At 52.4% G+C, this 22,384-nt stretch carries 3 protein-coding genes; 2 read left to right on the forward strand and 1 reads right to left on the reverse strand.

Features of this window, described 5'->3' with window-relative positions; genetic code table 11:
- Positions 1–60: 60 nt before the first annotated feature.
- Positions 61–1,170, reverse strand: a complete 1,110-nt coding sequence (locus ACOMHB_RS01885; protein WP_448215261.1) for a 2OG-Fe(II) oxygenase family protein — start codon at positions 1,168–1,170, stop codon at positions 61–63.
- A 386-nt stretch (positions 1,171–1,556) separates the two neighbouring features.
- Here ACOMHB_RS01885 and ACOMHB_RS01890 point away from each other — a divergent pair, with 386 nt between their 5' ends.
- Both ACOMHB_RS01890 and ACOMHB_RS01895 read left to right on the forward strand, forming a co-directional pair.
- Positions 1,557–2,765 carry a hypothetical protein gene (locus ACOMHB_RS01890; protein WP_448215262.1) on the forward strand — a complete coding sequence of 403 codons (1,209 nt, stop codon included), beginning with the start codon at positions 1,557–1,559 and terminating at the stop codon, positions 2,763–2,765.
- Between the two features lie 518 nt (positions 2,766–3,283).
- Entirely contained in the window at positions 3,284–22,336 is a 19,053-nt protein-coding gene (locus tag ACOMHB_RS01895) for a hypothetical protein (RefSeq protein ID WP_448215263.1), read from the forward strand.
- Positions 22,337–22,384: the final 48 nt, after the last annotated feature.

Below are 22,384 nucleotides of genomic sequence, written 5' to 3' on the forward strand. Positions count from 1 at the left end.
GAGCGAGTTGGGGGCGTAGCAGGTAAGCTCGCTGCCAAACCATGGTAGCACCGGCAGAGATTAGTTTGACTGATAAGGCTCAACACCGTTGCCCAGGTAGCGATTATTTTCTTCACGTATTCTGGCTGCCGCATCATCGTAAAGAAATGGCAGGGTGACATAGCGGGTGCCACTGGTTACCGGTGTTGCTGCATGCATAAGAGAACAGGAAAAGACAATGGCGCCACCTGTGGGGGGCTTATAGCGACGGTTGCCGTATTCTGGAAACCACAATTCTCCCCCTTCGTATTCGTCACTATTCAGGTTGATGCTGATAGCGAATCGCCGGTGTGCGGTGCCCTTCGTAGTGTTATCCCGGTGTTCTTTGAAGAAGCCCGCATTGCTGCTGTCGTAGCAGGCAACAATATAGCGCTCAATGCGTGTGGCCTGAAACTGAAAAGCTTTGGCTATTTCGGGAGTGAGGCGGGTTCTTATTCGATGTTTTAACGCCGCCTGCAAGTTTTTATCGTCAATACTGAGGTCGGTTCGACGTTTGACATGGTTATCCTGAAGTTCCAGTGTCTTGCCGCCAACGGTTCGCATAAAGCCCGAAGGCTCCGGCTGCCCTTTCTGATAATAACGAACAAGGGTTTCGCAAAAGTCGCTTTCCAGCACCCTGGGCACCAGCAAAACCGGAGCCCAGGGTTCTATATCTGGAGATGAGTGATACACAGGGTCAGGCAGCTTCTGCATAGTTGTTATAAAAATATCAGGCTCTTCAAGGTTGCCTTTGGCATAGACACGAAGCGTTGGGTCCAGAATTAACCAATAAGGATAGAAAATTTCTTGCTGTTCTGAGCGTTTGTCCATGGCTCCATATTGCCTGCAAACAGTTCCTCCTTCATCGTAAAAAATACGTTGATTTGGGAATGCTTTCAGTGCCTGGGGGTTGTGCAGGTCTCTTTGATTCAGGGTGACTGCGAAACGGACGCTTTTGTCGTCACGAGTCATTAAGTTTGATTGAATGACTGCTTCCAGAAACTTGATGACCGGTTTTGCGGAGCAGTCTCCGAGAAAGACCAGTCCGACAAAACGTCCGCCGAGACTGGAAAAAGCAAATTGAGGGTTGTTGGTTGTGTGAGCGTGGAACCAGGGGGCAGGTTCTCCCCATGAAGGTGATTTATTGTTCATTTATATATGCGTTCTAATTTATTGAGAATTTTTTTATTTCAAACCTCATTAATTATCGACCAGTTTCTGTTAAAAAATACTTTGCACAGCTTTTTGAGGACTTAACATGGATGAACTGGGGCTTGTGCCACAAGGGCTCGAATTTAATGGCAATTCTGGTGTCCCAGCGAGTTGCCTTAAATTGCCATGAGAGCTCAACCGATTGATATCAATGGGTTAAAACTGTCCGAAGCATTGTTGCTGACGAGGCAAAAAATTAAAATACAAAACCTTCATCCTCCCAAACTTCTGCTACTATCACTGGGTCAATATTGATCAAAAAAACGAGCGCTTTATCAGGTTTCAGTGGCGGGTGTTTCAACCCCGAAAAACAGGGTGTGACTGTAATGTCGTCAGGAAAGTTAGCGAGTATTTTCGCAATTTTGTGCTCAGTAGTAACGGCAGTTTATGGTTCTGATCCGGAAAAGAAAACTGCAGTAGTCAATGCGGGCAGTACCGGTTCAAGACTCTATATCTATGAACATTCCTCAGACCCTGCCAACGGAATTCCTGTTATCAAGAAAAAAACGTCAAGCAAAATAAAAGGAGGCGTTCACGAGGAAAGTGTAGATAGTGTGAATGGCTATCTTGATCGGCTATTCGCTTCAGTCAGCAAAGAAAATATTAATAGTATTTACTTTTATTCAACCGCCGGAATGCGGGTAATCAGACCTCAGAAAAGAGCAGCTCTGAATGATAAAATTGAAAAATGGTTAAAAGAAAACTTTCTTTCAGCCACTATTGAAGTGGCGACAATAACAGGCAGAAAAGAGGGGCTCTATGCCTGGCTGGCGCTGAATTATGACAACCCGCGCATAAAATTACAGGGAGACACAGTAGGTGTTCTTGACCTGGGCGGTGCTTCTACACAGATTGCTTATGAGGTAGATAAGGATGAGGATTTCACCGTTAAGATAAACGACAATACTTACAAGCTTAAGTCAGAAAGTTTTTTGGGTTTAGGGCTGGATCAGGCAATAAGCCAATATTTAAACCGGGCGTCATGTTTCCCTATAGGCTATCCTTTGCCAGATGGCAGAAACGGAACTGGTGATTTTATTACCTGCACTGCGAAAGTTAAGCCGTTGATTACAAGAGTACAAGAAATCAACAACTATATTGGATTTCACCCTCCCCGAAATACGCACAGTTTTCTCGCTACTGCAGGATTTTACTATACCGCAGAAGAGTTAGGTATTAGTAAGGATTTTTCCATTGCCAGTCTGGATGAGAAGGGTAAGACGTTTTGCGATAGTGCCTGGAATGACCTGAAGAGTGGAAAAACTCCTTATCCGGTCAATCCTTTCCTATGGCATTATTGTTTCGATGCAGCCTATGAGAAGGACTTGTTAACATTTGGGTATAGGTTAAACACCAGAAATACCCCTATTAAAATGGCTTCCAGTATTGGCTATAAATCTGACTGGACCATAGGCGTTTTGTTTAACTCTTTTATCACCTCGGTTAATAAAAAGGAACGACAGTATCATACTGAATTCTTCAAATCAGAGAATTGCATGCACAATAGTGCAGCTTCTTCCATGTCGTTTTTTTAGGCCACTGCACCTGCTCTTAAATGGCAACATCAGAGAGTCAATGATTCGGACGATTTTTACTCAGTGGTGCCTGGGGATTGGTGATCAGGGCGCTTTCAGGCAGCTCGGAGAGACGGCAGATTTGCGATGACATCCGAACCCTTGTCACAAGCATCGGCACATCAATGTTAAGTACCTAACCAGTTGGTTTTGCATATTCTGGCGAGTGGGTTTTTCCATCCTTCTGCGTTCCAGCTCTGGTTGCGTAGCTCTGGCTACGCACCCGTCGTTGCACCTTGAAGGATGAAAAAACCCACTCGCCAGAATATGCAAAACCAACTGGCCAGGTACTTAAGTCGTCAAAAAAACTGTTCAAAGTATTGGTTAAATAGACTGTCTTTTATTTTTTGAATTAATAAAGTTAGCTATCTATACCTACTTAATAGGGGTTGTATTTTAGATAGATCGCTTGTTTGTTTGTGACGATAAATATTTATCAAGATTTATAATTTTTAACATCATTACACAAGGGTGCAATCATGGCTGATGATAGCAGTGCCAGTAGTGAGCAGCAGTCGCAGACCTCTAGTGATTCCGAATTAAATTCAGACGTCGGCACAAATCTTGAAAAAGTTCGATTTGAAAAACCATCAAAATCAGTCGTCAAATCAGTGTCAGCTGATACCCAGTATCTCTTAGACTTTAATTCCGACGACGTAAAACTGGAAGTCAGGGGGCCTGACTTTGTCCTTGTCTTCCCAGATGGTGTTGAAATCACCTTGTTACTTGCGGGGGTGATGGCTGCAACAGAGCAAACACTTCAATTTAAATTCGCCGATGGCTCAGTTATCAGTGGTGATGAATTCATTTCCAAATCCAGTTTTGTTGAATCGGAAGATGTACCTGTTTCTACTCTGAAGGGGCAGGAGAGTGAATCTGAAGGGGAAGAAACGCCATCAGGCAAGGAAACGGAAGAAACATCATACAGTGAAACGACTGATTCAAAGACTCAATCAAAAGCCAGCAAGGAAATAAAAAAGAATGATGAGGCGTTTAAGAAAAAACCTGTAGAAGAGGTAGAACCCCGGGATGATGATTTTACCGACACGGCGCAGGCAACCAGCACCAGTTCGTCTTCTTCGCCTCCGGTTGAAGAAGTTACTCCAACAGAAACTGCTTCAACAACGGAAGGTACCAGTAATCTTACATTCTCGGTTTCGGTGACCAATGTCGGTTCAAGTTCTGCAGGTCAGCTCATTATTGGTGGTGGCGGCAACAACTCTTCGACCAGCCAAAGCGATCCTGAGCAGCATCTTGAGGTTGAGCGCTTTGGTAGCAGCCTGGACGGAGACTCTGATGTTCAGCTCAATTACAACAGTGGCCTGGAAATTTACGGTGAAGATCCCTTACTTTTTACTGACTCATTAAACAGTAAGAATCTGGTTCTGCAGAATGATGCAAATATTAATGATATTGCAGCTATTTATGTTGAAAATATGCCCGATGGCTGGGGAGTTGCCGGTGGCGCGACTGAGGGTGACGGAAGCTGGCTGCTGCCGAGTCTGACCAATTTTATTCTGACCTACCCTACTGAAACTGACAGTCAGGTGGTGGATCTTTCCTTTAAACTGGTTCTCAAAGACGGTTCAGAAAATGAATACGTCATCCCTGTTATCCGCCGAGATGCCTCCGATCCGGGTGAACTCACTCTTTCCTCATCGGAACTTTCCCCCCTGGTACTGGATACCAGCCCAACCAGCGACAATATAACAACAGGCGACAATGACGACATCATTCACGCAGGCGTTGGTGATGACATTGTTGATGCGGCAGGTGGTGATGATTTTGTTTCCGGCGGTATGGGTGATGATCAGCTCGATGGCGGGGCGGGTTCTGACACTATTCAGTTCAGCTATGAATATGGCGCCAATACGATAGGGCCTGAAAGCGGTGTCAAAATAGACCTGGGCTCCGGGTCGGTGACTGATGACGGCTATGGCACTTCTGATGCCATTAGTAATTTTGAGAATGCCATCGGCACAATCCATGACGATACCATCACCGGTAGCGAATACATTGACGCCGACAACAATGGTGATAATACGCTTAGCGGCCTTGCCGGCGATGATGTTATTAGCGGTTTGAGTGGCGATGACTTTCTGATAGGTGGTGTCGGCACAGATACTCTCTTCGGCGGTGCCGGAAGTGACGTACTGGACGGTGGGGCTGATGATGACAATCTATCGGGCGGTGCGGGTACCGATATCCTGAAAGGTGGCGTCGGCGCAGACAGCCTGGATGGTGGCGCAGGTTCGGATACGGTGGATTACAGTGATGAAACCGGTTCTGTCACGGTTGATCTGGCAGGGTCGACCGCCACCGACGGCAATGGTGATACAGACACCCTGACCAATATTGAGAACATTACCGGTAGTTCCGGGGATGACCAGATTTTTGGTGATTTTGGGGCAAACGTTCTCAACGGAATGGATGGCAACGACACTGTCTCTGGTGGTGACGGAATGGACACCATTAATGGCGGTAGCGGTAACGACTACATAAACGGTAATCAGGGTGACGACCTTATTGATGGCGGTGCCAATGATGACACCATCCATGGTGGTTTTGGTAACGATACCCTCAATGGTGGTGAAGGCATTGATACGCTGGATATGGTGGGGACGGTAACCAGCCTTTTCGATACACCGGATGATATCACGATTGACCTGAGTACCTCACCGGATGGAACCGGTTCCGTTACGGTCAACAAGAGTTATGGGAGTGGCCTGTTCACTGGTGTTGATACCATCACCGGGTTTGAGAACATCACCACGGACCATGGTAATGACACTCTCACGGGGAATGATCTCGATAATGTGCTGAGCAGTGGTCGCGGCATTGACAGGCTTGATGGAGGGAATGGTCGGGATACCCTTCAGGGCGGTGCTGATGATGACACGCTAATCGGGGGCGCCGGTAATGACATTCTTGAAGGCGGTGACGGGAACGATGTCCTGGATGGTGGTTCCGGAAACGATGATCTTCGAGGTGGTGATGGCGTTGATACGGTCAGTTTTGCTGCTCTTTCCAGTGCCGTCAGTGTTGACCTCGGCGATGGCCGCATTTCCGATGATGGCCTGGGTGGCACAGATACCATTCAATCTATTGAAAATATTGAAGGTACCAATCTGACGGGGCAGGGCGACACACTGCTCGGTGATACCGGGGATAATGAAATATTCGGTCTGGACGGGGATGATACCCTGGGAGGTGGTGGAGGTACCAACAGGCTGGATGGTGGTGCCGGGAGTGATACTGTCAGTTATGGCAACGAGACCAGCGGCGTTACCGTAGACCTGGATGACACCCTGAACCCCGTTGTAACAGCGTCGGGACAGGACACGTTGATTTCCATTGAGAACCTTTCCGGTGGTTCCGGAAACGATTTTTTGAAAGGAACTTCAACTGAAAATACCCTCAGTGGCGGCAGTGGGGACGATACGCTGATGGGCCGGGGTGGTAATGATACGCTGGATGGTGGTCTTAATGACCAGACGGGTGACTGGGTCGATTACAGTGAAGCTTCGTCAGCGGTGACAGTGAACCTTTCCGGCACAGATCACACGGCTTCATACGGCATTGGCGCCAATGCTGCTATCGACGGTGACGGCGGAACCGATGCCCTGAAAAACATTGAAAATGTCACAGGCTCTGCAGGAAATGATGTTCTGATCGGCGATGAGCTGAATAACCACCTTCAGGGTGGCGACGGTAACGATACCTTCGTGGGCGGAAATGGCAGTGATATCTTCGATGGTGGCAGTGGTTCGGAGAGCGATACGGCTGACTATACGACAGTCACCGGAAATATTGTTGTTGACCTGGAAAATGATACGGCCAGCAATGATGGTTTCAATAACACTGATACCCTGACCAGTATTGAGAATGTGCTGGGAGGCTCTGGTGACGATGTTATTAGCGCCGGTACGAGTAATGAAAGTAATGTGCTCCGGGGCAATGCTGGCGAGGATCAACTTTCTGGCGGTGCAGGCACAGATATACTCGACGGCGGTGATGGTGATGACAGACTGATTGGTGGCTCCGGAGCAGATCAGCTGATCGGTGGGGATGGCAATGAAACCCATGGCGATACGGTTGACTACAGTGCCGCTGCCATTGGCCTTCAGGTTGATCTGGCCAGCGGGGTCGTGGCTGATGATGGTACTGGCAGCCAGGACACTATTTCAGGCATAGAAAATGTCATAGGTGGTTCCGGTGATGACCAGCTAACCGGCAACAGTGATACTAATACGCTGACTGGCAATGCCGGTGATGATGTCCTCAATGGCGGCGGGGGCGAAGACACCCTGCTGGGAGGGGATGGTGACGACCGGCTGACCGGCGGCAGTGGCAATGACACTCTCAATGGTGGCATCCAGACAGCCAATGGTGATACAGCCGATTACAGTGCTGACTCAACCGATCTGAATGCGGATCTGGATACCGGTATTGCCAGCAGCACGCTCAGTGGTAGTGACACATTGGTTGGTATTGAAAATATCACTGGCGGCAGCGGTGATGACCGCCTGCTGGGGGACAGTTCCGATAACCAGCTGTCTGGCGGTGCCGGGGACGATGTGCTCACTGGCAGGGGAGGCAGCAACACACTGGATGGTGGCACCGGGAGTGATACCGCTGACTATTCTGCAAGCACCGGTATTGTTACTGTTGCTCTGGATGGCTCATTAACCAATACCAACGGCATTGATGCTGGCACCGATACCCTGATTGATATTGAGAATGTTACTGGCGGCAGCAACAACGACAGGCTGGTGGGCAGTAGCGATAACAACCTGCTTAGCGGCAATGCCGGTGACGACCTGCTCCGTGGTGGTGCCGGTAATGACACTTTCTATGGAGAGACAGAAGCTGCGGGAGTTAATCCTGGCAGTCAGGACACAGATACCGTCAGCTATTCACTGGCAGCGGCAGGGGTCAGTGTTGATCTCGCTGCCAATTCAGCCAGCGATGATGGCGACGGTGGCAGCGATCAGTTGTATGGCATTGAGAATATAACGGGCAGTAATGCTCAGGATAATATCAGTGGTGATGCCGGGGACAATGAGCTTAAAGGTGAAGGAGGCGATGATATCCTTGCCGGTGGTGGCGGTGATGACGTTCTTGATGGCGGCAGTGGAACGGCTGACCAAGCGAATTACAGCAATGCAGCCAATAGCATCAGTGTAGATCTGGCTGCTGGCCAGGCTCTGGATGATGGGGATAGCGGTACCGATACCCTGATCGCCATCGAAAATGTCACTGGCAGTGATCACAATGACGATATCCGGGGCTCTTCAGATGCCAATACCCTGAGCGGGGGGGATGGTGACGACCTGCTCTTCGGTGGTGCCGGTAATGACGTTCTTGATGGAGAAAGCGGCGCTGATACCGTGACCTATGACGACTACGGTCGTTCGGTTATCGCAACGCTTGCAGATGCTGGTGATGGCCAGGCAACGGATGCCGGTGGAACGGAAACCGATACCCTCCGCAACATCGAAAACATAACAGGTAGCAGCAGTTATGGCGATACGCTGATCGGTAACAGCAGTGACAATGTTCTGTCCGGCAATGGTGGCGATGACATTCTCAGTGGCGGTGCAGGTGCCGACACGCTAAAGGGCGATGACGGCAATGACACGCTTTCTGGTGGTATCGGGGCGGATAATTTCGATGGTGGTGCGGACGTGGATACGGTCACTTATGCCGGAGTCTCCGTTGGCGTCACCGCTAACCTTCGGACTGGCCTCGGTAACGACGGTAGCGGTGGTAGTGAAACCTACAGCAATATCGAGAACCTGATCGGGGGCAGCAGTGACGATACCCTGACCGGAACTGACAGCTCCTCCCAGGGCAACGAACTCTCTGGCGGAGCCGGTGACGACGCTCTGACTGGCGGTGCGGGTAACGACATTCTGGATGGTGGCAGTCATGGTGTAGCCGGCGACACGGTTGTCTTCAGTGATGGCAGTAGTGGTGTCACGGCCAGTCTGGTTGATGGCCAGGCCACTGATAGCGAGGGCGGCCAGGACGTTCTGCAGAACATTGAAAATTTAACCGGTACCAGCAGCGATGACAGTCTGACCGGTGACGCATTAGACAACGTGCTTAGTGGTAATGCCGGTACAGATACATTGCTCGGTAATGGCGGTGATGACACCCTCAATGGTGGTAATGACAACGATATCCTGGTGGGTGGGGCCGGTGCAGATACCCTCAATGGCGGAGCGGGCAGTGACACGGCGGATTACAGTGACAACACCAGCATTGTTACGGTTGACCTGTCACAGGCGAGTAACAAGGTGACTGAAGGCGGGTTCATTACCGATATCCTGAACGACATCGAAAATGTTACCGGCGGCTCCAACAATGACACCCTGAGAGGTGATGATGATGCCAATGTCTTGACCGGCGGGGACGGTGACGACCTGCTGGTGGGTGGCCGTGATGACGATGAGCTGGTCGGCGGTGATGGTATTGACACGGTGGACTACGGTACCAGTAATCAGGCTGTCACCGTGAACCTGAACCTTGGCACTGCGTCTGATGGCTTTGGTTCCTCGGATACATTGAGTGGCATTGAAAAAGTTATTGGCAGCGACCATGACGATAGCCTGACCGGAAATAACGATGATAATGAGCTGTCTGGTGGTCTGGGCAGTGACAGCCTCGTGGGTGGGGGCGGCAATGATATCTTCCGTGGCGGCAGTGATGGTGCCAGTGAGAACACTGTTGATTATACCGATGCGGCAGCCGCTGTAACCGCGAGCCTGACGGACGGTACAGCGACAGACGATGGTGATGGTGGCCAGGATACCTTCCACGATATCGATAATATTCGGGGTAGCAGCCACGACGATGTGATCATCGGCGACGCTAACGTCAATGATCTTTATGGGGGAGCAGGGGATGACACCCTGACAGGACGGGCAGGCAATGACCGTCTGGAAGGTGGGGACAACACGGCGGTGGGCGATACCGCCGACTACTCTCTGGCGGCCAGTGCAGTCACTGTCGATTTGTCTATCGGCAAGGCGACGGATGACGGTGATGGTGGTGGTCAGGATGACCTGATCGGGATAGAGAATGTTACCGGCAGCGACGGTAATGATGTGCTGACAGGTGACACGGCTGCCAACAGGCTGCAGGGTGGCGACGGTGACGACAGTCTGAAAGGCGGACAGGGTGATGATTCCCTTGAGGGCGGTGACGGCTCCGATACGCTGGTAGGAGGAGAGGGAGTTGACACCATCGACGGTGGCACGGGTGTGGACACGCTCAGTTACGCTTCTGATCAGGACACCAACAGCGACGGTATGGGTGTGGTAGTCGATCTCTCTGCTGACCAAGCCACCGATGGCAGTGGTGCTACTGATAGCGTCACTAATATTGAAAATGTCACCGGCAGTGACTTTAAGGACACCCTGACCGGTGATGCCAATGCTAATACCCTGGCTGGCGGCCTTGGCGATGATACTCTGGCCGGTGGTGCCGGAGCAGATACACTGGATGGCGGAACTGAGGGTAGCGACGGCGATACAGCGGATTACACCGATGCATTGGGGGTTGTTACAGCAGACCTGTCAGGCGCAAACGATACGGCCATTGTTGATGGCGATGCCACTGATACCCTGATCAGTATTGAAAATATCACCGGCAGCCAGTTTGCCGACACGCTGACCGGTGATAACAATGCTAATACCCTGCTGGGCAATGGTGGTGATGACACCCTGATGGGGGGGCAGGGTGAGGACATACTGGCCGGTGGTGCCGACAACGACACACTGGACGGGGGATTGGATGCTGACACCCTCAGGGGAGAAGCGGGCGAGGATACCCTGGTCGGTGGTGAGGGTGACGATATCCTGGAAGGCGGTGACGATGCAGACCGCCTTGAAGGCGGCACAGGTGCCGACCAGTTGCGAGGCGGCGCTGGCATTGATACCGCCGTATACAGCAATGATGCCAGCGGTATTACTGTGAACCTTGCTGATGCCGCGCCCAATGCCACCGACGGTTCAGGAGCTACGGATACCCTGGACAGCATCGAGAATATTGTCGGCAGTGCCAGTGCTGACAGCATTACCGGTGACAGCCAGGTCAACCTGCTTCAGGGGGGCAGTGGTGACGATACGCTGCGTGGTGGCGATGGCGACGATACCCTTCAGGGGGAAAATGATGCCGACACGCTCTATGGTGATGCGGGCGATGACACTCTGGAAGGCGGTGGTGGCGACGATACCCTTGATGGCGGCCTCGGCAGTGACAGCCTCGACGGCGGTAGTGGTAATGACACTGTTGATTACAGTCTGATGTCCGCCAGTGTGGTGGCGGATATTTCCGGTAGTGTTGATACGGTCACCATTGGCAGCGACACCGATACCCTGACCAGCATTGAGAATATTAACGGCAGTGATCACCACGATACGCTGACGGGTGACGGCGGTGTCAATATCCTGCAGGGCAATGATGGTAACGATACCCTGAGCGGCAATGACGGTGCCGACCAGCTATTCGGTAACGAGGGTGATGACACCCTGCGAGGCGGCAGTGGCAGTGATACTCTCAATGGCGGTGCTAACGGGGAAACCAACGGTGATACGGTTGACTACAGCAGTCATAGTCGTGCAGTAACGGTTGATCTTGACAGCGGTACTGCCACCGATGGAACTGCCGATACTGACACCCTTGTCGATATTGAAAACATCACAGGCAGCGGGCTGGGTGATACCCTGACCGGCGATATTCACGACAACCTCATAGCAGGCAGCGGTGGTAACGATACCATCGACGGCAATAGCGGTGATGACCACCTTCAGGGGGGCAGTGGCAATGACGTTCTCATTGGTGGCCTCGGCAGCGATACCCTTGATGGTGGCACCGAAACGGACACGGTGGACTACAGCGCGGCTATTGGTTCGGTCAATGCCAACCTGTCTTCCGGCACTCCTCAGGCGTCGGTGAGTGGCGATGCCACGGACACACTGATCAGCATTGAAAATCTGCGTGGCAGTAATCAGGCCGATACCTTAACCGGCGATAACAACGCCAATGATCTTCATGGCGGTCAGGACAACGATACCCTGACTGGCAACGGTGGCGTTGATCGGCTCTATGGTGAAAGTGGTGATGACACCTTGGTCGGTGGCGATGGTGCGGATACTCTCGATGGTGGCAGTGGTGGTGAATCGGCAGGGGATACGGCAGATTACAGCGCCCGAAATACGGCGGTGACCATCAATCTTCAGAACCAGTCCCTGAACGATGACGGTAGTGGTGCTCAGGACACTCTGGTGGATATAGAGAACGTCACCGGTGGCAGTGCCGACGATACGCTCACGGGGGATGCCGCAGACAATGTGCTGACCGGGGGCGGCGGCGATGACATTCTGGTAGGCGGTGGCGGTCAGGATCGGCTGGTAGGCAGCGGCGGTTCTGATGTGGATACGGTGGATTACAGTGGTGCTGCCGGTGCCGTGGTAGCTGACCTGTCCAACTCGCAAGCTAGTGATGATGGTGATGGCAGTTCTGATGATTTGATTGATATTGAGAACCTGATCGGTACTACCAACGGAGACTCCCTGACCGGTGACGCTGAGGCCAACAAGCTTGAAGGGGGTGTCGGTGACGACACGCTGAAGGGCATGGGTGGCAACGATGTTCTGGAAGGGGGGGCGGATAACGACACCCTCAGTGGTGGGGCTGGCACTGACAATCTCATAGGTGGTACAGGTACCGATACGGCAGATTACAGCGATGCCCAGTCCGGAGTGACGGTTGATCTTTCCGCAGCCTCGAACCAGACTTCTGACGACGGTGATTCCTCCAGCGATACCCTGGACAGCATTGAGAATGTTACAGGCAGCCTGAATAACGACACACTGACGGGAGATAACCAGAATAATACTCTGAGCGGGCTGGATGGCAGCGACATCCTGTCTGGCGGAGGCGGGGCGGATACTCTCGAAGGCGGCGATAACGACGATACCCTGCGTGGTGATAGCGGTAACGACGCGCTGAAAGGGGGCAACGGGAGCGATACCGCTGATTACAGCGGAGTCACCGGCAGCGTCACTGCCAGTCTGTTAAATAAGCAGGTCTCCGGCGATGGCGATGGTGGTCAGGATACTCTGGACAGTATTGAGAACCTTATTGGTGGTACGCTCGGCGATACCCTGGCGGGTGATAACCAGAATAATCGGCTGGAAGGTCGTGAAGGAAGCGATGTTCTCAAGGGCGGCCTTGGTGATGATGTATTGATTGGTGGCGACGATGCTGGTACGACTGACCGGGCGGATTACGATGATGCCTCGGCTGGTGTCACCGTTAACCTGACCACAGGCGTTGCATCGGGCGCCAATGGTAATGACACTCTGAATGGCATTGAGGACATCAAGGGCAGCAACCACGATGACACTCTGACCGGAGACAGTGCAGCCAATGTGATAGAGGGGCTGGACGGCATCGACATCCTCTATGGTGAAGGTGCAGACGATACGCTCTATGGTGGTAACCAGAACGACACTATTTTCGGCGGTGACGGTAGCGACACCATTCGTGGCGAGGATGACAATGACACGATCAGCGGGGGTGCCGGAAACGATGATCTGGATGGTGGCGATGATTTTGACACTCTGGATTACACTGACCACACCAATAACCTGATCGTAGACCTGAACAACTCCACGGTTAACGCCGGCTCCAACAATACCGATACCATCAGCAATTTTGAAGCGGTCATTACTGGCAGCGGTGACGATACACTGACCGGGACAGCGGATGCCAATACCCTCAGGGGGAATGTCGGCAATGATACTTTGACCGGTGGCGATGGTGCCGATTCTCTCGAAGGCGGAACCGGCAATGACGTGTTTATTGAGGGGGGTGGCAGCGACATTATCGATGGCGGCGATGATATTGATACTGTGGATTACAGCCAGCTGGGTTCACAGTCAGTTCAGGCAACACTGGTTCTGGGAGGTGACGGCTCGGCTGTGTCGGGATCTGACACCGATACGCTTCGTAATATTGAGAACATCATTGGTTCTGACGCGGCGGATACCCTGACAGGGAGTAGCGCAGATAACCAGCTATCCGGTGGTTTGGGGAACGATACGCTGACCGGTGCTGCAGGCGATGACACACTTGATGGCGGTGATGATACCGACACCGTTGATTATTCCGCAAATACCAATGCCCAGGCCGTTGTTATTGATCTGGCCAACCAGGCTATTAACGATGATGGTCTGGGAGGCAGTGATACCCTGAGCAATATCGAGATTATCCAGCTTGGTGCAGGGAATGATCTCGCTACAGGCGATAGTGATAACAATGAATTTTACGGCAATGACGGTACCGATACCCTCAGTGGGGCCGATGGTGATGACCAGCTCTACGGTGGTAATCAGGATGACATCCTGCAGGGTGGTGCAGGAACCGACTTACTGGATGGCGGTTTGGGTACTGACACAGTGGATTACACCGATGCCACCGCAGCCGTTGAAGTGGACCTCTCCGCAAACCGAGCCAAAGAGCAGGGTATCCTCACAGACACGTTTAATGATATCGAAAATATCTTGTCCGGTGATCACAATGACACTCTTATCGGCGATGGCGACGTCAACCGCATAGAAGGTGGAGCGGGTGATGACAGTATTACCGGCAATGCCGGTAATGACCAGCTGTTTGGTGATGACGGCGCAGATACCTTCTACGAAGGTGCAGGCAGCGATACCATCGATGGTGGCTTGGGTATTGATACGGTGGATTACAGCTCGGTATCAGGTGTTGAGCTGACGGTTGATCTTGATGGTGGCTCAGGTTCGGGGTCTGCCGTATTCAGTGGCGGCAATTCAGATGTTGATACCCTGGTTGATATTGAAAATATCGTCGGAACTGACAATAACGATACCATTACCGGAAGCAGCGAAGTTAATGAACTGGATGGTGGCGATGGTGATGACTGGCTGGTGGGTGAAGCTGGCAATGATACCCTCAGAGGCGGTGGTGGCGCGGATACCGCCGACTACAGCTACCAGACCAATAACGTCCTGATTAATCTGGCAGACGATACCAATAATAATGATGGTCATGGTGATCGGGACAGTCTTGTTGATGTTGAGAATATTGTCAGTGGCTCCGGTAACGACACTCTGACCGGTGATTCTGCCAACAATACGCTTGATGGCGGGGCAGGCGATGATACTCTGTCTGGCGGCTCTGGCAACGACACCCTTACCGGTAATCTTGGCAGTGACACGGCGGATTATCAGGACGCTGTATCCAGCCTGACGATTGATCTTTCTGCTGGCGCTCCGATCAATGATACTCTGGGTGGTCAGGATACTCTCCAGTCCATTGAAAACCTGATGGGCGGTGACCATGCCGATTCGCTGACCGGCGACAGCATCAGTAATGTTCTCTGGGGGGGAGATGATAACGACACCCTGAATGGACTGGGAGGCGCCGATACTCTGGAAGGGCAGGAGGGTAATGATACCCTCGATGGGGGAGATCTTGACGACACCCTCAGAGGCGGTAATGGCGACGATACGCTGATCGGTGGTTCAGGTAATGACAATCTGCAGGGTGATGCCGGGACTGATACCGCAGATTACAGTGCTCAGACTCAGTCTGTCACCATCAACCTTCTCGATCAGTCACAAAACAACGATGGCCAAAGTGGCCAGGATACCCTCTCCGATATTGAAAACCTTTCTGGCGGCAGTAACGACGACACGCTGACCGGCGATAATGCCGACAATACGATTCGTGGCAATGCCGGTAACGATACCCTCAGTGGCAGTGGCGGTGCTGATCAGCTCATAGGTGATGCGGGTGATGATACCCTGCGAGGCGGTGCTGGCAACGACACCCTTGATGGTGGTCAGGGTGCCGGAGATACGGCAGATTACACAGGGCATGGCAGTGCTGTCACGGTAACACTGACCAGTGGCGGTGCCGGCAGCGGTACAGCCACTGATGCCGCCACCAGTGACATCGATACTCTGGCGGGTATCGAAAACCTCACCGGCAGCAGTAATGATGACACGTTAACCGGTAATGACCTTGCCAACACTCTTCATGGCGGTGACGGTGCGGATACCCTGATCGGTGGAGACGGCGCAGATACCCTGCGTGGCGGCGATGAGACAACCGATAACAGCCTGAATGATACTGCCGATTACAGCGGCGCCTCCGGAGCCCTGACCATTGACCTGGCCAATGAAGAAGCCACCGATGATGGCTACGGCAACCGTGATGCAGTGATCGATATCGAAAGAGTGGTTGGCACTGCTTATGATGATTCGATTCGGGGGGATGCTGAAAGTAACCAACTCACCGGCGGTAACGGCAACGATACGTTTTATGGTGCTGGAGGGGTTGATACGTTTATCGGCGACGCTGGCACTGATACTGCCGATTACAGCGATGCCGGTAGTGCTGTCAATGTGAACCTGCTTAATGGAGTAGCTACTGACGATGGTGATGGTGCCAATGACGTACTCACAGGCATTGAGAATGTTATTGGCTCTGCCAACGCTGACACCATAGAGGGTGATACTCAGGCGAACCAACTGGAAGGTGGCGATGGCGCCGATACTCTGACCGGTGGTGATGGCGATGACGTGTTGCTGGGTCAGGACGGTGACGACATTCTTGAAGGGGGCCTTGGTGCTGACACACTTGATGGTGGGCTGGGTAATGACCGGGTGGATTACAGCGCCTTCGCCGGAGCACTGACTATTGACCGCTCAGGAGGCGGAAATAGTTTTCAGGTCGATCTCGGTGGTGGCAATGTTGATACCCTGACCAGCATTGAAGACCTGGTGCTGGGTGCGGGTGATGACCATATCATTGGTGATAGTGGAGACAACCGTTATGACGGTGGAATAGGTAATGACAAACTGGAAGGCAGGGGTGGAAACGATACCCTCAACGGCGATGAAGGCGATGACACCATCAGCGGAGGCAGTGGCAGTGACACTCTCGATGGCGGTGAAAGCGCCAGCGATAACGATACCCTGGATTATTCTGACAATACCACAGGCCTGACGGTTGACCTGGGTTCGTCTTCGGTGGTGGACGGGGCCGATACTGACACCATTGCCAATTTTGAATCTGTGCTGGGTGGTTCCGGTGATGACATCCTGACAGGTACCGCAGAAGTCAATATTCTGGATGGTCAGGACGGTGATGACATTCTTTATGGCAAGGCCGGTGCCGATACCCTGAGGGGCGGAAACCACAGCAGTAACGGTGATACCGCTGATTACAGTACCCATGGCAGCGCAGTCATGGCTACGCTGACTGCCAACGGTAACGGAACAGCTAACGATGGTACCGATACCGACAATCTGGAAGGTATAGAGAACATCAGCGGTAGTGCTTATGGCGATACCCTGACCGGTGATAACAATGCCAATACCCTCAATGGTAATGCTGGTATTGATACCATTAATGCCGGTGGTGCAGCAGATACAGTCAATGGTGGTGATGGTGCGGACATAATTGATGGTGGTGCCGGTGCGGACACACTTCATGGGGACGCTGATGGTGACACTGTCAGTGGTGGCGATGACAACGATACCCTCTTCGGCGATGCTGGCAATGACACTCTGAATGGCGATGCCGGGGATGACACTCTTTATGGTGGAACCGGTGACGATACCTTGGATGGAGGCAGTCATTCCAGCAATGGTGATACCGCCGATTACAGCGGCAAGTCGGCAATCACTGTTGATATGAACCTGGGCAGTAACCAGGTCAGTAATGACGGTGAAGGTGGTCAGGACACGCTGCTTAATATTGAAACTATTATCGGTACTTCCAACAACGACAGCATGACCGGCAATGCTGACAGCCACCGGTTTGAAGGGGGCAGCGGCGATGACAGCCTCTCAGGTGGCGGTGGCGATGATGAGCTGGTTGGCGGTGATGGCAACGATACCATTGACGGTGATGCGGATAACGATGATATCGAGGGTAATGCCGATAACGACATCCTGACAGGGGGTCAGGGTGAAGATTTCCTCAAGGGTGGCACAGGTCAGGATACTCTTTCAGGTGGAACCGAGAATGACACGCTCTGGGGTGAAGACGGTGATGACACTCTTGATGGGGGCGGCGGTGATGACTCCATCAACGGTGGGGCAGGAACCGATACCCTGTTATTAACCGGGGCAACACAAGCGGTCAATATTGATCTTCAGGCCGGTACGGCAACCAACGATGGCTATGGTACCAGCGACTCCAGTATTACCAATATTGAGAATGTTACGCTTGGCGCTAACGGTGGCGTCGTCACGGGTAGTGCCGATGATAATGTGCTGACCGGAAGCACTGGAGTCGATCAGTTCCATGGCGGTAGCGGCAATGACAGGCTGGAGGGCCATGACAACGATGACCTGCTGTACGGGGATGCCGGTCAGGACACGCTGTATGGTGGTGCCGGAGCAGATACCCTTGAAGGGGGTACGGAAAATGACACCCTCTATGGCGAGGCAGACAATGATACGTTGCGTGGCGATGCCGGTCAGGATCAGCTCTTTGGCGGTGTCGGCAATGATACCCTGGAGGGGGGGAATGACGACGATACCCTCGAAGGTGGCGCCGATGACGATACCCTCCACGGTGGTGACAACAATGACACGCTGCGTGGAGAGGCCGGTGCCGATCAGCTCAACGGTGACGCTGGTGATGATGTGCTTGAAGGAGGGGATGGCATTGATACCCTTAACGGCGGTGATAATGACGATACCCTGCGAGGAGGAGCGGGAGGCGACACGCTGAACGGGGATTCCGGTGATGACACCCTGGTTGGCGGAGCTGGTAATGACAGTCTCGACGGTGGTGTCGGCACAGCGGACTGGGCCGATTACAGCGACGCTATCGGTGATGTTACCGCTGATCTCAGCGACCTGGTTGGCACCAATGCCGAAGATGGCCAGGGTTTCAGCGATACTCTCGTAAATATTGAAAATATCCGTGGTGGTGCCCATTCTGACGACCTGACAGGGGACGCCAACGCCAATCACCTGGTGGGTAATGGCGATAATGATACCTTGTCCGGTGGTGATGGTGCGGATCATCTGGAAGGCGGTGACGGCAATGATTATCTGACGGGCGGTGCCGGTGCCGATACGCTGGATGGCGGTGAAGAGGTCGGAGACAATGATACCGTTGACTATGCCAGTGAAAGCTCGGCAGTCACCGTAGATCTGTCCAGTGTTTTACAGACGGCAACCGTCAGCGCGGTGACAGACACCCTGTCCGGTATTGAAAGTGTGGTCGGAGGCAGTGGTGACGACATTCTCACCGGTAACGGCGACACCAATGTATTGCAAGGCAATGCGGGTCAGGACACGATTGAGGGTGGTGCCGGTGATGATACGCTGCAAGGTGGTGCTGATAATGACACCATCAATGGTGGTCTGGGCGATGACACTATTGACGGTGGCAGTGGTAATAATGACCTGCTTGACCTGAGCATGGCAACCCACACCATTAGCCTTAACCTAGGTAATGGAAGCGCCACTCAGGATGGTTATGGCTCATCCGATAGTAGTATCACCGGGATTGAAGACGTTACCGGAGGTGGTCAGGCCGATGATATTACCGGTAATGCTTTGGCCAATATTCTGCGTGGAGGGGGGGATGCTGATCTTCTGAAAGGTGGTTTTGGCAACGATACTCTCTATGGTGACAGTGGTGCAGACACGCTGCAAGGCAACGCCGGTGACGATGACATATATGGGGGTACCGGTAATGATACGGTCAGCTACGCTGACGGTGGTGCGGTTAATGTCAATCTGAGCACTGGCATAGCCACCGGCAATGGCACCGATAATCTTTACGAGATCGAAAATATTACCGGCAGTTTCTCCGACGATACGCTGACAGGTGACAGTGGCGATAATACCCTCGATGGCAGCTCGGGAGACGACATACTGATCGGTGGTGCTGGTAATGATGTGCTGGAGGGAGGAACTCACAGCAGTCTGGGTGATACGGTTGATTACAGTGGCGCTACCAGCGGCGTGACCGCTAATCTGACCAGTGAGACAGGCAGTAGCGTTGATCAGGGCACCGATACCTTGAAGAATATTGAAAATATTATTGGCAGTAGTCAAAACGACGCACTGACCGGCAGCAGTGTCAGCAATTCGATCAATGCGGGTACCGGCGCAGACACCATTTATGGCGGTGATGGTAACGATACTCTTGATGGTGGTGGCGACAGTGACACGGTGGATTACAACACATCCCATTTCAACAACTCTGGTAGTGGTTTAACCATCACCCTCAACGGTTCTGCCAACGGCACTGCTGTTCATGGTAGTGATACTGACACGCTCAAAAATATTGAGAATGCCGCTGGCTCCGGTAACGCCGATACCCTGATCGGAGACAGTGGCAATAATACCCTCAATGGTATGGCTGGCGACGATATTCTGGAAGCAGGCACCGGGACAGACACTCTCGATGGTGGCACAGGTTCTGATACTGCGGATTACAGTGGCCATGCTAATTCCGGTATCACGGTTGTGCTCAATGGCAGCGCTAACGGTACCGTCAATGATGGCACTGATACAGACACTCTTCGCAACATCGAAAATATTATTGCCACAGATGGCGCCGATACCATCACGGGTGATGATGAGGACAATACCATTAACGCCGGTGATCAGAATGACACGATCCACTCAAGTAATGGTACCGACATTCTGGATGGTGGCAGCGGCACGGATACTATCAACTACAGTACTAACAGCAGTGGTGTGACCGTCACTCTGGCTGGCGCATCTGATGGCTCAGTAGCCAAGGGTGGTAATACCGATACTGTCCGTAATGTGGAAAATGTCGTTGGTACTGCTTTTATCGATACCATGACCGGTGACAGCAACAGCAATAGTCTCATTGGTGCGGGTGGCAACGACACATTCCATGGCAGCGGTGGCAACGATATTCTGGATGGCGGGACAGATACCGACACTGTGGATTACTCTGCGTACACTGCCACTGTCACTGTCACTCTGGCCGAAACCGGCAACGACGGTACAGCCACCACTTCTGCGGGCACGGACACCCTTCGCGAGATCGAAAATATTATTGGCGGTAGCGGGGACGATTTGCTCATCGGTAACACTGCCAGCAACGACCTTGATGGTGGTGCCGGTGATGACACGCTTCGCGGTGGTGCTGGTGCTGATATGCTTGATGGCGGTGATGACATTGATACTGTTGATTACAGTCAGGATTCAGGAGCAGTTTTTGTTAATTTAACAGGAGGAAATGCCACAGATGGTAGCGGTGGCATCGATACGTTGACAGATATCGAAAACATTACTGGCTCCGACAATGCATTAGGCGACCAGCTGTATGGTGATGCGTCAGCCAACACCATCAACGGGGGAGATGGAGGAGATACTATTTTCGGTGGTGCGGGTGCTGACACCATTAACGGGGGAGACGGCGACGACAACATTAACGGTAATCAGGACGATGATACCATTACGGGTGGCGCTGGCGATGACATCATCCACGGTGGCTTCGGAAACGATAAATTAGATGGCGGAGCTAATACTGCGGCGGGCGATACGCTGGATATGGTGGGTAACGTCACCGGACCTGGTGACACACCGGATGATATTACCGTCGACCTCTCTGCCACTGCAGATGCTGATGGTTACATCACAGTCAACAAAAGTTATGGTGGCGGAGCCTCTACCGGTAATGACAAGGTCAAGGGTTTTGAGAATGTCACTACCGACCACGGCAACGATACCCTGATTGGTGACAGCGCCAACAATATTCTGAACAGTGGTAGCGGTAATGACACACTCCGGGGTGGAAACGGAAGCGATACTCTCATTGCCGGTTCCGGCAACGATATTCTGGAGGGTGGTGCCGGGGCCGACATACTGAACGGCGGGGACGATGAGGATACTGTTGATTACAGCAGTGAATCCAGCGGCGTCACGGTTAACCTGGACACTGGCCTGGCCACCGACGGTGGCGGCAGTAACGACACCCTGACCAGTATCGAGAAGGTGCTGGGCTCCAGCAGTGGGGATAATCTCACCGCCTCCAGCACCATAGCTAACGTACTGGAAGGTAATGCCGGTAACGACACCCTAACGGGCTTTGCTGCTGATCAGCTTATTGGCGGAGCCGGTGACGACACTCTCAATATTGATCTGGCAGCCCTGCAAAACAGCGCCACACAGGTAGATGGTGGAGCTGACAGCGACACGCTCAGTCTTAATAACGGTGGCAGTTGGGACCTGGGTAATTACACCAGCCTTATCGATAATGTTGAAAAAATTGATTTCAACGGAGGAAGTGCCGATACCATCACTATCTCAATGGATGATGTCGGTGCACTTTCCGGAAGTAACAGCCTGACCATTGATGTTGATAGCAGTGATGGTATTACTGTGAATGATTCGACCAGCAGTGATACCAGTGATGCCAGTCAGCACATTTACCATGACAACAGTGGCAATACCATAACAGTCAACTTCCTCTGATGGATTCAGGCCAGTAGGTTCAGAGGGCGCCAGGATAAATAAAAGAGC

It is taken from the genome of Endozoicomonas sp. 2B-B, from assembly GCF_053470045.1.